13 protein-coding genes are annotated in these 13,988 nt (G+C 61.5%); 12 read left to right on the forward strand and 1 reads right to left on the reverse strand.

Annotation, left to right across the window (positions count from 1 at the left end; all coding sequences use genetic code 11):
* The first annotated feature begins 2 nt into the window (after positions 1 to 2).
* The 3 genes from biuH to upp are packed head-to-tail and all read left to right on the forward strand — an operon-like array spanning position 3 to position 2,886.
* A complete protein-coding gene (gene biuH, locus V1286_RS19245) occupies positions 3 to 686 on the forward strand; it encodes a biuret amidohydrolase (RefSeq protein ID WP_334481745.1) in 684 nt (227 codons plus the stop codon).
* Positions 683 to 2,215, forward strand: a complete 1,533-nt coding sequence (locus tag V1286_RS19250; RefSeq protein ID WP_334481747.1) for an ABC transporter ATP-binding protein — start codon at positions 683 to 685, stop codon at positions 2,213 to 2,215. Before biuH ends, V1286_RS19250 begins: the two co-directional genes overlap by 4 nt.
* A 35-nt stretch (positions 2,216 to 2,250) precedes the next feature.
* A complete protein-coding gene (upp, locus tag V1286_RS19255) occupies positions 2,251 to 2,886 on the forward strand; it encodes a uracil phosphoribosyltransferase (RefSeq protein ID WP_334481749.1) in 636 nt (211 codons plus the stop codon).
* Between the two features lie 89 nt (positions 2,887 to 2,975).
* On the opposite strand, the gene atzD is transcribed toward upp, so the two are convergent.
* The gene (atzD, locus tag V1286_RS19260) at positions 2,976 to 4,103 is read right to left on the reverse strand and encodes a cyanuric acid amidohydrolase (RefSeq protein WP_334481751.1); all 1,128 of its coding nucleotides are present in this window, start codon (positions 4,101 to 4,103) and stop codon (positions 2,976 to 2,978) included.
* Between the two features lie 253 nt (positions 4,104 to 4,356).
* On the opposite strand from atzD, the gene V1286_RS19265 reads away from it, so the two are divergent.
* The 9 genes from V1286_RS19265 to V1286_RS19305 all read left to right on the forward strand — a co-directional run bounded on the left by V1286_RS19265 (position 4,357) and on the right by V1286_RS19305 (position 13,907).
* Positions 4,357 to 5,391, forward strand: a complete 1,035-nt coding sequence (locus V1286_RS19265) for an ABC transporter ATP-binding protein (protein WP_334481752.1) — start codon at positions 4,357 to 4,359, stop codon at positions 5,389 to 5,391.
* Positions 5,392 to 5,403: 12 nt separating this feature from the next.
* Complete coding sequence (locus V1286_RS19270) at positions 5,404 to 6,702, forward strand: ABC transporter substrate-binding protein (RefSeq protein ID WP_417021161.1); 1,299 nt, start codon at positions 5,404 to 5,406, stop codon at positions 6,700 to 6,702.
* A 72-nt stretch (positions 6,703 to 6,774) separates the two neighbouring features.
* A complete protein-coding gene (locus tag V1286_RS19275) occupies positions 6,775 to 7,656 on the forward strand; it encodes an ABC transporter permease (RefSeq protein ID WP_334481756.1) in 882 nt (293 codons plus the stop codon).
* A 1-nt stretch (position 7,657) separates the two neighbouring features.
* On the forward strand, positions 7,658 to 8,536 hold the full coding sequence (locus tag V1286_RS19280; protein ID WP_334481757.1) for an ABC transporter permease: 879 nt from the start codon (positions 7,658 to 7,660) through the stop codon (positions 8,534 to 8,536).
* A gap of 72 nt (positions 8,537 to 8,608) precedes the next feature.
* The gene (locus V1286_RS19285; RefSeq protein ID WP_334481759.1) at positions 8,609 to 9,109 is read left to right on the forward strand and encodes a nucleoside deaminase; all 501 of its coding nucleotides are present in this window, start codon (positions 8,609 to 8,611) and stop codon (positions 9,107 to 9,109) included.
* A gap of 92 nt (positions 9,110 to 9,201) precedes the next feature.
* Positions 9,202 to 10,773: an ABC transporter ATP-binding protein gene (locus V1286_RS19290; protein WP_334481760.1), complete on the forward strand. Its 1,572-nt coding sequence runs from the start codon at positions 9,202 to 9,204 to the stop codon at positions 10,771 to 10,773.
* Positions 10,757 to 11,848 carry an ABC transporter permease gene (locus V1286_RS19295; protein ID WP_334481762.1) on the forward strand — a complete coding sequence of 364 codons (1,092 nt, stop codon included), beginning with the start codon at positions 10,757 to 10,759 and terminating at the stop codon, positions 11,846 to 11,848. Before V1286_RS19290 ends, V1286_RS19295 begins: the two co-directional genes overlap by 17 nt.
* Positions 11,835 to 12,752 (forward strand): ABC transporter permease, encoded by a 918-nt coding sequence (locus tag V1286_RS19300; RefSeq protein ID WP_334481764.1) that lies wholly within the window; start codon positions 11,835 to 11,837, stop codon positions 12,750 to 12,752. Before V1286_RS19295 ends, V1286_RS19300 begins: the two co-directional genes overlap by 14 nt.
* A 75-nt stretch (positions 12,753 to 12,827) precedes the next feature.
* Positions 12,828 to 13,907 (forward strand): BMP family ABC transporter substrate-binding protein, encoded by a 1,080-nt coding sequence (locus V1286_RS19305; RefSeq protein WP_334481766.1) that lies wholly within the window; start codon positions 12,828 to 12,830, stop codon positions 13,905 to 13,907.
* Positions 13,908 to 13,988 lie beyond the last annotated feature (81 nt).

Consider the following 13,988-nt stretch of genomic DNA (forward strand, 5'->3'; position numbering starts at 1 on the left):
CCATGCCCGAGCGCTATATATCATCCGAACCCTATGCCTGGCCCTATAATGGCGATCTGCGCCCGCAAAACACCGCGCTGATCATTATCGACATGCAGACCGACTTTTGCGGCGTTGGCGGTTATGTCGACAAGATGGGATACGACCTGTCGCTGACCCGCGCGCCGATCGAGCCGATCAAGAAACTGCTCGCGGTAATGCGCGGGCAAGGCTTTCACATCATCCATACCCGCGAAGGACATCGGCCTGATCTCGCCGACCTGCCCGCCAACAAGCAGTGGCGCTCTCGGCAGATCGGGGCCGGGATCGGCGACCCCGGCCCATGCGGCCGCGTGCTGGTGCGCGGCGAGCCCGGCTGGGAAATCATTCCAGATCTGGCACCGCTACCGGGCGAACCCATCATCGACAAGCCCGGCAAGGGATCGTTCTGCGCCACCGACCTCGAGCTGATGCTGCGGCTGCGCGGTATCGAGAATATCGTTCTGACCGGCATCACCACCGACGTCTGCGTCCACACCACGATGCGGGAGGCCAATGATCGCGGCTTCGAATGCGTCCTGATCGAGGATTGCTGCGCCGCGACCGACAAGAGCAACCATGACCACGCGCTGAAAATGATCAAGATGCAGGGCGGCGTGTTCGGCGCGGTCGCGACCTCGACGGCGCTAATCGGAGCGCTGTCATGATCATCGGCGAGACGCCGTTACCCAGCGGGGCGCTCGGCGTCGACGCCATCGCCATGACCATGCGGTTCGGCGACTTTGTCGCCCTCGATAACGTCGAACTCAAGGTGCGGCCGGGCTCGTTCCATGCGTTGCTCGGCGAGAACGGCGCCGGCAAGAGCACGCTGGTGAAATGCATCATGGGCTATTACCGCGCGACCAAAGGCGACGTACTGGTCGGCGGCCGCGAACAGGCGATCGCCAATCCCAAGGAAGCGCATGCGCTCGGGCTCGGCATGGTCTACCAGCACTTCACGCTGGTGCCGGCGATGACGGTCGCCGAAAACCTGGTGCTGGCGCGCGACGACGTGCCGGCGGTCGTCGACTGGTCAAAGGAAAAGAAGGCGCTGGAAGCGTTTTTGGCGCGGATGCCGTTCAAGGTGCCGCTCAACGCAAAGGTGTCCGACATCTCGGCTGGTGAGCGCCAAAAGTGCGAGATCCTCAAGCAGCTCTACCTGAAGCGGCGCTTTCTCATCCTGGACGAGCCGACCTCCGTGCTGACGCCGGGCGAGGCCGACGAGGTGCTGGGCATGTTACGCGCCATGGTCGTGGCGGGCGACTTGACCATCCTGATGATCACGCACAAATTCCGTGAGGTGATGGCGTTTGCCGACGACGTGACGATCCTGCGCCGGGGCAAACTGGCCGGACACGGCAAGGTCGCCGAACTCACGCCTGACGATATGGCTCGCACCATGATCGGCGCTGAACAGTTGACGGTCCAGCCGCCACGGGTTGGCGAAGTCGGGGAAGCCCGGCTTGAACTCAGCAAGCTCACCGCGCTCGACGATGCCGGGGCCATCGCCGTCCACGGCGTATCGCTCACCGTGCGCGGCGGCGAGATCGTCGGCATTGCGGGCGTCTCCGGCAACGGCCAGCGGCAGCTTGTCGAAGTGTTGGCCGGCCAGCGCGAGGCCGAAAGCGGCGAGGTCCGCGTCGGCGGCGATCTCTATCATGCACGCCGCGAACAGATGCGCCGGCACAAGATGTCGCTGCTTCCCGAGGAGCCTTTGAAGAACGCCTGCGTCGGCGGCATGAGCGTCGCTGACAACATCGCGTTCCGTGAATTCGACCGGGCGCCATTTGCCAAAAGCGGCTGGTGGCTGAACCGGTCAGCCTTCCGCAAGGATGCCGAACGCAAGATCGGGCTGTACAAGATCAAGACCCGCACGCCGGACACGCCAATCTCGGCACTCTCGGGCGGCAATGTGCAGCGCGCGGTATTGGCGCGCGAACTCGGCGGCGAGGTCGAGGTGCTGATCGCCGCCAATCCCTGCTTCGGGCTCGATTTCGCCGCCGTCGCCCAGATCCACGCCGAGATCATGGCTGCCCGCAATCGCGGCGCCGCGGTGCTTTTGGTCAGCGAGGATCTCGACGAACTGCTCGAATTGTCGGATCGTCTGGTCGTGATGTTCCACGGTGAATTTGTCCACGAGGCCCGCGCCAGCGAAGCCAATCTCACCGAAATCGGGCGACACATGGCGGGCCACTGACGGTCAGGGCCGATGGTCAATTACAAAGCGATCCTATGACACCCAAAGCCGTAAACCACGTCAGCCATCCCCTGGTCCAGCACAAGCTCTCGCTGATGCGCGACAAGGATCTCTCGACCAAGGGCTTTCGCGAGCTTCTGAACGAGATAGGCATGCTCCTCTGCTATGAGGTCACCCGGGAATTGCCTTTGGAAATGGTCGACATCGATACGCCGCTCGCTGCAATGAAGGCGCCAAAAATCGCGGGCAAGAAACTCACACTCGCTCCGATATTGCGGGCGGGTGTCGGATTTCTCGACGGCATGCTGGCGCTCGTTCCGTCAGCGCGCGTCGCGCATATCGGCCTCTACCGCGATCCGAAAACTCTTCAAGCTGTGGAATACTTCTTCAAGGCGCCACAGGATCTGTCGGATCGCATCGTGATTCTATTGGATCCAATGCTTGCGACGGGAAATTCAGCTTGCGCCGCGGTCAGCCTGCTCAAATCGCGAGGTGCCCGAGACATCAGGTTCGTCTGCTTGCTCGCGGCCCCCGAAGGGATTGCCCGATTTCAGACTGAGTGTCCTGACGTCCCGATGTGGACCGCTGCTGTCGACGAGAGGCTGAATGATCACGGCTATATCGTGCCCGGCCTGGGCGATGCCGGAGACAGAATGTTCGGCACCAAGTAAGCGTGCGCGGCGTTGCTTTCGCCCTGCAGCAGCAATAAGACGAAATTGACCGCTCCTTACTGCAAGAAAAGCCCAATACTCAGTCGGAATTATTTTGTTGATAGCCGGGCGATTGCGGCTACGGGTCCGCCGCCAGGCGGGCCCTGATGTTCGGCCCCGCCAGAAACATAGACGGCGCCGGTTCCCGACAAGCCGCTGATCAATCCGCCGACAGCAGCGCGGGCATGCCGGGTTGAGCTGATGTCCGTATCCTCAAGCATGATGTGACGAGATCCGCGGATGCTACCGTTTGGCGAGGCTTCCGCCTTGGCGAAGATGTTGACAAGTTGGCGGCTCGCCATCGGCGGCCCGGACCCGTCTTCGATGTGCAGTCCCACGCTTTTCAACGCCTTGATCACGGCTGTGGAATCAATTGCGTCGCGCATCACGGCGTGTCCGATCTCGAACGGGGCGGCCGACGATGTCGAATTGCCCAAGACAATGACCACATTGTGCATCAGCTCGATGCCGGCCGATGTGGATGCTACCGACGAAAACAGATCGAACCGCCGAAGGACGTGCTCGTCGTCAATCTCGCCCTCGATCTCGCCAAGGGCGACCGCTACTCCCAGCGCCGATGCCCCGCGCGAATACGCCATCGAACCGTATGCACTGTTTGTAACGGTCTTATTCCCACGGGCCGCTGCCGCTTCGACGCGGTCGCTAGTCAAGAGCGGACACTTGATCTGCACAAAATGGACATCCTGCGGATCGACGATGGCAGCTTCGGCCATGGCCGCGGCCACCGCCCTTGCCGTTTCCCTGATCTGCACGCTGCGCCCGATCTCCTCGGGCAAAAAATCCCGCGTGTGCGCCATCCCAATGCTGAGGCGTTTCTCGGAAATGTCGGGGGAAACGCGATTCGCAGCGCTGTCACGCGTGAAGACGGTGATATGCGGACTAAGCACGCCTTCCGTACCACCCGACATCACGAACGCGATCCGCTGCTCCACGCGGTGCGGTGGCAGATCAATAAAGGGCGCCAGGGCAGCGCTGAGCGCGGAAACGGCGTATTCCCGCGTGAAATCGTTGACGCCGCCATTGCCTTCGGTTTTGCCCAGTATCGCGACGATCGACTTTGGATCGATCTTGCCTTGCTCGATCAAGCCCAGCAGGCCGGAGACATCACCGGGGCCTTTGGTGGCAATGCGAACGACGTCGACCGATGTTGTGCGCATGCTCTTCCCCCTGGACATCTTCGGGCCGGCGAAAAGATATGGCAAGCCGTAACGGCTACCGGCGCCTCCAATTGATCACTCTTCCTCCCTGACTTGGACTAGGGAAACGCGGTCGCCTTCATAAACATTCCCGGTTGCCCACTTTTTGACTCATCTGTCGCAATTTTTGGCACATCTGTTGCATCCAATTCCGGATAGCGTTCCCGGCGCCAAGGTCGCCGGGTCCTGGGCAAGACAGTGCGGAATGGTACGGATGACGACCACGGCAGCGCTCGAACTGGTGCAATTGACGAAGAAGTACGGCGGCGTCACCGCCGTTGACGCCATCAACCTCAAGATTCCCGCCGGCTCCTATTGTTGCCTGCTTGGGCCGTCCGGCTGCGGCAAGACATCCACCTTGCGCATGGTGGCTGGTCATGAATCGGCGACTTCAGGCGACATCCTTGTCGGGCCGAAGAATGTGACGGACCTGCCGCCCGCCGGCCGAAGCACGGCGATGATGTTCCAGTCCTATGCCCTGTTCCCGCATCTCTCCGTCATCGACAACGTTGCCTTTGCCTTGAAGATGAAAGGCGTTGCCAAGGCGGAGCGCCATGCCGAAGCCAGAAAGCTGCTGGAACTCGTCGATATGCAGGCCTATGCGGCGAGGCTGCCGGCGCAGCTTTCCGGGGGCCAGCAGCAGCGCGTGGCGCTCGCGCGCGCGCTGATCACCTCGCCTCAGATCCTGCTGCTGGACGAGCCGCTTTCGGCGCTCGATCCGTTTTTGCGGCTGCGGATGCGAACCGAGCTGAAAAGGCTGCAGCGCGAACTTGGGATTTCCTTCATTCATGTGACGCACGGTCAGGACGAGGCGATGGCGCTCGCCGATATCGTGGTTCTGATGAATGGCGGCCGGATCGAACAGCAGGGTTCGCCGCGTGAAATATTCAACCATCCCCGGACCGAGTTCACGGCGAAATTCATCGGCAGCCACAACGTCATCGCCATCGGCAACGAAATTTTTGCGGTTCGCGAAGATCGCCTCAAGCTGAGAAGACCGGGCCGAGCCTTCGACGGTCCGTCGATCGCGGGCACCGTCAGCGAGGTCGAATACCAGGGGACCTATATCCGTATCGCGATTGCCGCCGAAGGCGGAACCGATATCTCGGTCCAACTCAACGAAGATCAATTCGACGCGGCCAACTACGCCGTCGGTGAGCGTGTTCTCGCCACCTGGGACCCGGCGCAGGCAAGCCCATTGATGACCAGTCGTTCTGTAACCGTCCCGCCGCCCGATAAGGCGGCTTGACATCTTAGGGAGATGATCATGAGCAAATCTTCGAAATTCAATCGTGGCGTCAGCCGTCGCGCCGTGCTGAAGGGCGCGGCCGGTGCGGTCGGCCTGGCGGCAGGTTCGGGCGCCATCACCGGATTTCCTTATGTCCACTCGGCCGACCCGAAAGTGTTGCGTTACCTCGGGACCGCGGTGAACGCGGGAGACGAGATATCGAAGAAATGCCTGGCAGATACCGGCATCAAAATTGAGTACATCACCGTAACGACCGACGATGTGACCAAGCGTGTCATCACCCAGCCGAACTCGTTCGACGTGCTCGATACGGAATATTTCTCGCTGAAGAAGCTGGTGCCGTCGGGCAATATTTTCGCGCTCGATGCCAAGAAGATCAAGCAATTCGACAACATCACGCCGGTGTTCACCAAGGGTCAGTTGCCCAACGGCAAGAAGATCGGCGACCAGGGCACCGCGCCGTGGAAGGTGCTTTACCTCGAGGGAGCCAATTCCAAGAAATTCTCGACAACACCCACCGAATTCGTGACGCTGATCCCCACGGTCTACAATGCCGATACGCTCGGCATCCGGCCGGATCTGATCAAGCGGCCGATTTCATCCTGGAGCGAACTGCTCAATCCCGAATTCAAGGGCAAGGCGTCAATCCTCAACATCCCGTCGATCGGCATCATGGATGCGGCGATGGTGGTGGAGGCCACCGGCCAGCACAAGTATGCCGACAAGGGCAACATGACCAAGGCCGAGATCGATCTGACGATGAAGATCATGACGGAGGCAAAGAAGGCCGGTCAGTTCCGCGCCTTCTGGAAGGATTTCAACGAGTCCGTCAACCTGATGGCCGCAGGTGAAACCGTCATTCAGTCGATGTGGTCTCCCGCGGTCACCAAGGTGCGCTCGATGGGAATCGCCTGCACGTTCCAACCGCTCAAGGAAGGCTATCGCTCGTGGGCGTCAGGGTTCTGCGTGTCGAAGGCGGTTTCGGGACCGAAGCTCGACTGGGCCTATGAATTCGTGAACTGGTATCTATCGGGATGGGCTGGCGCCTATCTCAATCGCCAGGGCTACTATTCGGCCGTTCTGTCCACCGCCAAGGCCAATATGACGGCGGACGAATGGGGCTACTGGATGGAGGGCAAGGCGGCTGTCGGCGATATCAAGGCGCCCGACGGCACCATCCTGGAGAAAGCCGGTTCCAAGCGTGACGGGGGCTCCTACGACGACCGCATGGGCGGCGTCGCCTGCTGGAACGCCGTCATGGACGAGAACGATTACATGGTGCGCAAGTGGAACGAATTCATCGCCGCTTGATGCCGCGCCGGGAGTTGCCGGGCCAACGCGCCCGGCAAGACCCGCTCCGGTTTGATTGAGATCGGCCTCCAAATGCTTCAAGACCGCAAATCCTTTGTCGCGTGGCTTCAAGCCGCGCCGATGATGCTGATCTTCGCGCTGTTTTTTATGTTGCCGCTGGTGTTTGTGACGATCGTCAGTGCGTGGGACTATAATGAATATGAAATGCTCCCCGCCTTAAGTCTCCGCGGTTACACCGATACGTTCGAAGGGTGCATCGCCGAACTGCCCGGCCTGTGCACGATCCTGAAAACCTACCTGAAGACCCTGAAATTGTGCCTGCTGACCTGGGTTCTGACGCTGCTGATCGGATTCACGGTTGCCTATTTTCTCGCGTTCCACGTCCGATCCAAAACCTGGCAGATCGTACTCTCCCTGCTTTGCACGATTCCGTTCTGGACCTCGAATGTGATCCGCATGATCGCGTGGATTCCGCTTCTTGGCCGCAATGGACTGGTGAACAAGGGACTCCAGGGCTCGGGTTTGATCCAGCAGCCGCTGGAATGGCTACTGTTCTCCGAGTTCTCTGTCGTGCTGGCCCTCGTCCACCTCTTCACATTCTTCATGGTGGTGCCGATCTTCAATTCGATGATCCGGATCGACAAGCGGTTGATCGAGGCCGCCTATGATGCCGGGGCTACCGGGTGGCAGACCCTCGTGAATATCATCATTCCCTTGGCAAAACCGGGGATCGTGATCGGCTCGATTTTCGTGATCACGATCGTCATGGGTGATTTTGTCACGATCGGCGTGATGGGCGGCCAACAAATCGCTTCCGCAGGCAAGATCATCGAGGCGCGTCTCAATGCGTTGCAATTTCCCGCGGCCGCAGCCAACGCCGTCATCCTGCTCGGCATCACGATCATGATCATTTCGGCGCTGACGCGGATCGTCGATATCCGCAAGGAGCTATGAGATGGGCGACAAGCGGTCGCGATCCTTTTATGTTCTGGCAGCGTTCTTCGCGGCCTATGTGCTGTTTCTTTACGGACCGATGATTGCGATCTACATCCTCTCGTTCCAGGGCCCCGACGGCGGCCTGACCTTTCCAATGAACGGCGTTTCGCTGGTCTGGTTCGGCAAGGTGTTCGCCGGGGCCGGCATCGTCGACATCGGTGCGGCCTTCAAGCGGTCGCTCAAGCTCGGCCTCGTCGTCATGGTCCTGACGGTCGTGCTTTCGGTTTCGGCGGGCATGGCCTTTCGCAAATCGTTCCGCGGCGCGACCTTCCTGTTTTATGTCGCCATCGCAAGCCTGATCATGCCGTCGATCATCACTTCGCTCGGCATCGCACTGGAATTCCGGTTGCTTGATGATTTCATCATCAAGAGCGGCGCCGAGGGCTGGACGACGGCAATGGGGCTTTTTACTTCAGGCCTTGGTGCGCACCTTACCTGGACCCTGCCGTTTGGCCTTTTGATCATGTTTGCGATTTTCAACCGGTTCGATGGCCGGCTTGAAGAGGCGGCGCGCGACCTCGGTGCAACGCCATGGCAGACATTTCGCCATGTGGTGCTGCCAATTATATTGCCGTCCGTCGTGGGCATTGGTCTGTTCGGCTTTACCTTGTCCTGGGACGAACTCGCGCGCTCCAGCCAGGCGATCGGGTCCGTCAACACCCTGCCGCTTGAGTTGCAAGGCCTGACGACGACCGTAACGAAGCCGGATATCTATGCGCTTGGAACGTTGACGAGCGCTGTATCCTTTCTCGTCATCTTTTCGGCCCTGATCGTCATTCTTGTGCTCCAAGCGCGACAACGGCGTCACGGGTCGGACGCGGGCAAGGGAATGGTGTAGAATCAGCCTCATGTGTCGTCTGATCGTCAACCCGAACACCACCGCCGCGCGGAGTCGCGGAGGAACCCATTGATGGCGAACCTTTCAGCACTCAGCCCGTCAGAGCGCGACGCGCATTTCCTGCGGCTGTCGTTCGAGGTCGCGCGCCGCGCCGTGGCCCACGGCAACCATCCCTTTGGGGCTGTTCTTGTCGACCGGGAAGGCAATTTGCTGCTGGAGGCCGAGAACGGCTACATGCCCTCCCATGACGGCACGGCGCATGCCGAGCGGCTGCTCGCGACGCAGGCCTGCACCACGCTCGATCCGGGCACGCTGCGCAGCACTACGCTCTACTCGTCCGCCGAGCCCTGCGCGATGTGCGCCGGCGCGATCTACTGGGCCGGCATCGGCCGACTAGTTTACGGCCTGAGCGAACACCGGCTGCGGGATCTCACCGGCAATCATCCGGAAAACCCAACGCTTGATCTGCCGTGCCGGGAAGTTTTTGGCCGCGGCCAGCGATCGACCGAGGTGCTCGGACCGCTGCTCGAGGACGAGGCCGCGGCGGTGCATGCCGGGGTTTGGGATAAGTAGCTCTGAGCAAGGGCTGGCGCTTTCCCTTACTTTCGCACGCGCCTAAACTAGCTCAGTATTGAGGCATCCGTTCCTCTTGACCGTGACAACGCATGCTGGATTCGACGCCTGCCGAATTACACACCGGTGCAGTGCCGCTGCTCCGGACGGTTGGCCTGACCAAGCGCTACGGCACATTCCTCGCCAATGAAGCGATCGACATCGATATCTGGCCGCAGCAGATACACGCGCTGCTCGGCGAAAACGGCGCGGGCAAATCGACTCTTGTCAAAACCATCTACGGATTGATCCAGCCGAGCGAAGGCGAAATGCGCTGGCAAGGCGAGAAGATGGTTCTCTCCGGACCGTCGGAAGCCCGCAGCCGCGGCATCGGCATGGTGTTCCAGCACTTCTCGCTGTTCGACAATCTTACCGTGGCGGAAAACGTAGCCCTCGGGCTCGACGGCAAGGAATCTTTCAAGGACATGTCGGCCCGCCTTGAGCAAGTGTCCCGTGTTTACGGGCTTCCACTCGACCCCAAACGCGAGGTCTGGCAATTGTCCGTAGGCGAACGCCAGCGCATCGAGATCGTGCGGGCGCTGATGCAAAATCCGAAATTCCTGATCCTCGACGAACCGACCGCGGTGCTGACGCCGCAGGAAGCCGACCAACTCTTCGTCGTGCTCAATCGCCTCAAGGCCGAGGGCCGCGCAATCCTCTACATCAGCCACAAGCTGGAAGAGGTGAAGCGGCTTTGCGACACCGCCACCATCCTGCGCGGCGGCAAAAGGATTTCGACCTGCAATCCCAAGGCGGAGACCGCGGCTTCGCTCGCGCGGATGATGGTCGGCGGCGAGATCAAGGAAGTGAGGGCGCCCGCCGACCGGAAAGCCACCGTGCCGCGGCTAGTCGTCAACGACCTCAGCCTCGATCCGGACGATCCGCACGGTGTGCGGCTTCGGAACATCTCGTTCGAGCTCAAGGGTGGCGAAATCCTGGGCATCGCCGGTGTCGCCGGCAACGGTCAGGACGAGCTTTTTGCCGCCTTGTCGGGAGAACGGCTGGCACAAGACCCCGGCACAATTGTCATCGACGGGCATGCCGCGGGGCACCTTTCGATCACGCGGCGGCGCAAGCTTGGTGCGGCTTTCGTTCCCGAGGAGCGGCTTGGCCACGGCACTGTGCCGCGCATGAAACTTTCGGAGAACGCGCTGCTGACCGGCCATGCCGCGGGCAGCATGGTTCTGCACGGCTTCGTCAATACCGCCGCGACCCTGAAGACCGTCGACCGCGCTACCGAAACCTTCGATGTGCGCAAGGCCAAGCGCGACCCGGAGGCCGCCAGCCTCTCCGGCGGCAATCTGCAGAAGTTCATGGTCGGCCGCGAAATCCTGCGCAACCCGGTGGTCCTCGTTGTGAGCCAGCCGACCTGGGGCGTGGACGCCGGTGCGGCCGCCGTGATCCGGCAGGCCCTGCTGGATCTCGCCGCCAGCGGCGCCGCGGTGCTGGTGACGAGCCAGGACCTCGACGAGCTCGCTGAAATCACCGACCGCATCGCCGTGATGTTCCACGGCCTGCTGTCGGAGCCGTTGCCAACTTCCGATGCGAGCCGTGAGAAACTAGGCCTGCTGATGGGCGGTAGCAGTCTGGATCAGAAGGAGGCGGCGCATGCAGTTGGTGCTTGAAAAGCGCGCCGAGCGGTCGAGCACGATCGCGCTTGTTTCGCCACTGATCGCGATCAGCATGACGCTGGTGACCATGAGCATCCTGTTTGCGATCCTCGGCAAAAATCCGATCACCGCGCTCGGCGTCTACTTCGTCGATCCCCTGACCGACAGCTATTCGCTGCAGGAGATCGCGGTGAAGGCGACGCCGCTGGTGATGATCGCGATCGGCCTTTCGCTCTGCTACCTCGCCAACGCCTGGAACATCGGCGCCGAAGGACAATTCCTGATCGGTGCCGTCGCCGGAAGCTGGCTCGCGGTCAAGACGCAGGGCACCGACGCAGGCCCCTGGGTATTGCCGGCGATGATGCTGCTGGCTGCAATCGGCGGCGCGCTGTACGCCCTGATACCGGCGATCTGCAAGGTCAGGTTCGGCGCCAGCGAAATCCTCACCAGCCTGATGCTGGTCTATGTCGCCGATCTCCTGCTCGATTACCTCGTCCGCGGTCCGTGGCGCGACCCGAAAGGCTTCAACTTCCCGACCACGGCCGAGTTCGATCCGGTCGCCACCGTGCCGCTGCTGATCGAGGGCGGCCGGCTGCATCTTGGCGGCGTCATCGCGCTCGTGGTGGTCGCCGCAGGCGCGGTGCTGCTCGGCAAAACCATCAAGGGGTTTGAAATCCGCGTCGTCGGCGCCGCCCCGCGCGCCGCGCGGTTCGGTGGTTTCAACTCCAACCAGTTGATCCTGCTGACCTTCGCGATTTCGGGCGCGCTGGCAGGCCTTGCCGGGATCATCGAGGTCGCAGGCCCCGTCGGGCATCTGCAGCCCGGGATCTCGCCCGGCTACGGTTTCACCGCGATCATCGTCGCGTTCCTGGGGCGGCTGAACCCGGCTGGAATACTAATTGCAGGACTTTTCCTGGCGCTCACCTTCATCGGCGGCGAGCAGGCGCAGATCGCAATGAAAATTCCGTTGGACGTCACCAAGGTCTTCCAGGGCATTCTGCTGTTCTACGTGCTCGCCTGCGATTCCCTCATCCTGTACCGGTTCAATCTCATTTTCGCATCGCCAAAGGTGTCCAGTGGGGCTCATTGAGGCCATCATCCTTGCCGTGCTGGCGGCTTCCACGCCGCTGCTGCTGGCTGCGACCGGCGAGCTCGTGACCGAACGCTCCGGCGTGCTCAACCTCGGCGTCGAGGGCATGATGATCGTCGGCGCGGCATGCGGCTTCGGCGGCGCCTGGCTCTCCGGCTCGGTCATCATCGGCGCGCTGTGCGGCATCGCCGCTGGCGTGCTGATGTCACTGATCTTCGCGCTGATGACGCTGGGACTTGCGGTCAATCAGGTCGCCACCGGCCTCGCGCTGACCATTCTCGGAATCGGCCTTTCCGGCCTGATCGGCTCCCGCTTCGTCGGCGAAAAGATTTCGCTGGCGCCGCATCTTTATATTCCCGGCCTCACCGATATCCCGCTGATCGGGCGTATTTTGTTCGGTGAGGACGCCTTCGTATACCTCTCGCTGGCACTGGTCGCCGGCGTCTGGTTCTTCCTTTACAGGACGCGGGCCGGCCTGATCCTGCGGGCCGCCGGCGACAATCACGCTTCCGCGCACGCGCTCGGTTATCCCGTGCTCAGGATCCGGATGTTCGCGGTGATGTTCGGAGGCGCCTGCGCAGGCCTCGCCGGCGCCTATCTGCCGCTCGCCTACACGCCGTTCTTCATTCCAGGCATGACCGCCGGGCGCGGATGGATCGCGCTGGCGCTGGTCGTGTTCGCATCATGGCTGCCCGGACGCCTCGTGATCGGCGCCTATCTGTTCGGCGCGGTGACGATCCTGCAGCTGCATGCGCAAGGCTGGGGCGTCGGCGTTCCCTCGCAATTGATGTCGGCATTGCCGTATCTGGCGACCGTCATTGTCCTTGTCCTGATTTCACGTGCACGAACCGGCGGCTCGACCGCGCCTGCGGCGCTCGGGACCGTGTTCGTGCCCGACCGGTAACATGCCCGAAGCGCGCGCGACGGGGCGCCGCGCATCGGAGAGACCTGTCCACCCGTCAGTAAAACGGAGAGTTCCATGAAAAAGATTCTCATCGCGGCGGCCGCAGCGATGCTCGTTACCGAAGCAGGCCTGTTCGGCGCTTCCGCCGCCGACAAACTCAAGGTCGGATTCATCTATCTCGGACCGGTCGGCGATCTCGGCTGGACCTACCAGCACGACCTCGGCCGCCTCGAGATGGTCAAGGAATTCGGCGACAAGGTCGAAACCACGTTCCTCGAGAACGTCAGCGAAGGCCCGGACTCCGAACGCTCGATCGAGCAACTGGCACGCGCGGGCAACAAGCTGATCTTCACCACCTCGTTCGGCTACATGGAGCCGACGCTGAAGGTCGCCAAGAAGTATCCGAACGTGCATTTCGAGCACGCGACCGGCTACAAGCGCGACAAGAACATGTCGACCTATTCGGGGCGGTTCTATGAGGGCCGCTACATCCAGGGCATCATCGCTGCCAAGATGTCGAAGTCCGGCGTGCTCGGCTACATCGCCTCGTTCCCGATTCCCGAAGTGATCTCCGGCATCAACGCCACCATGCTCGGCGCACAGACGATCAACCCCAACATCAAGGTCAAAATCATCTGGGCCAACACCTGGTTCGATCCCGGCAAGGAGGCCGACGCCGCCAAGGCGCTGATCGACCAGGGCGCCGACATCATCATGCAGCACACCGATAGCCCTGCCGCGATGCAGGTCGCCGCCGAGCGCGGCAAGCTGGCGTTCGGCCAGGATTCCGAAATGATCAAGTTCGGACCGAAGGCGCAGCTCACCTCGACCATGAACAATTGGGGCCCCTACTACATCCAGCGCGTCAAGGCTGAGCTCGACGGCACCTGGAAGTCGGAAGATTTCTGGGGCGGCCTGAAGAGCAAGCTCGTCGTGATGGCGCCCTACACCAACATGCCCGATGACGTGAAGAAGCTGGCGATGGAGACCGAAGCTGCCATCATCGAAGGCAAGCTGCAGCCGTTCAAATGCCCGATCGTCGGCCAGGACGGCAAGGAAGTCGAATGCAAGGGCGGCACCCATCTCGACGATGGCCAGGTGCTCGGCATGAATTTTTACGTAAAGGGCATCGACGAGAAGATTTCCGGGAAGTAGGACGGCCCGTCGCTCTTACCTCTCTCCGCCCTTTTGCGGGGAGAGGTCGGGTCGCTTCGAGGGACAGCAAAATTGCGAAAA

Origin of the sequence: Bradyrhizobium algeriense, assembly GCF_036924595.1 — a bacterium.
GTDB classification, from domain to species: Bacteria; Pseudomonadota; Alphaproteobacteria; order Rhizobiales; family Xanthobacteraceae; genus Bradyrhizobium; species Bradyrhizobium algeriense.

What these genes read in the sequence shown, in the direction of transcription:
- V1286_RS19265 (WP_334481752.1), top strand. Translation starts at nt 4,357, where the DNA reads ATGACGACCACGGCAGCGCTCGAACTGGTGCAATTGACGAAGAAGTAC.
- V1286_RS19285 (WP_334481759.1), top strand. Translation starts at nt 8,609, where the DNA reads ATGGCGAACCTTTCAGCACTCAGCCCGTCAGAGCGCGACGCGCATTTC.
- V1286_RS19275 (WP_334481756.1), top strand. Translation starts at nt 6,775, where the DNA reads ATGCTTCAAGACCGCAAATCCTTTGTCGCGTGGCTTCAAGCCGCGCCG.
- V1286_RS19250 (WP_334481747.1), top strand. Translation starts at nt 683, where the DNA reads ATGATCATCGGCGAGACGCCGTTACCCAGCGGGGCGCTCGGCGTCGAC.
- V1286_RS19290 (WP_334481760.1), top strand. Translation starts at nt 9,202, where the DNA reads ATGCTGGATTCGACGCCTGCCGAATTACACACCGGTGCAGTGCCGCTG.
- V1286_RS19270 (WP_417021161.1), top strand. Translation starts at nt 5,404, where the DNA reads ATGATCATGAGCAAATCTTCGAAATTCAATCGTGGCGTCAGCCGTCGC.
- V1286_RS19305 (WP_334481766.1), top strand. Translation starts at nt 12,828, where the DNA reads ATGAAAAAGATTCTCATCGCGGCGGCCGCAGCGATGCTCGTTACCGAA.
- biuH (WP_334481745.1), top strand. Translation starts at nt 3, where the DNA reads ATGCCCGAGCGCTATATATCATCCGAACCCTATGCCTGGCCCTATAAT.
- atzD (WP_334481751.1), bottom strand. Translation starts at nt 4,103, where the DNA reads ATGCGCACAACATCGGTCGACGTCGTTCGCATTGCCACCAAAGGCCCC.
- V1286_RS19280 (WP_334481757.1), top strand. Translation starts at nt 7,658, where the DNA reads ATGGGCGACAAGCGGTCGCGATCCTTTTATGTTCTGGCAGCGTTCTTC.
- upp (WP_334481749.1), top strand. Translation starts at nt 2,251, where the DNA reads ATGACACCCAAAGCCGTAAACCACGTCAGCCATCCCCTGGTCCAGCAC.
- V1286_RS19295 (WP_334481762.1), top strand. Translation starts at nt 10,757, where the DNA reads ATGCAGTTGGTGCTTGAAAAGCGCGCCGAGCGGTCGAGCACGATCGCG.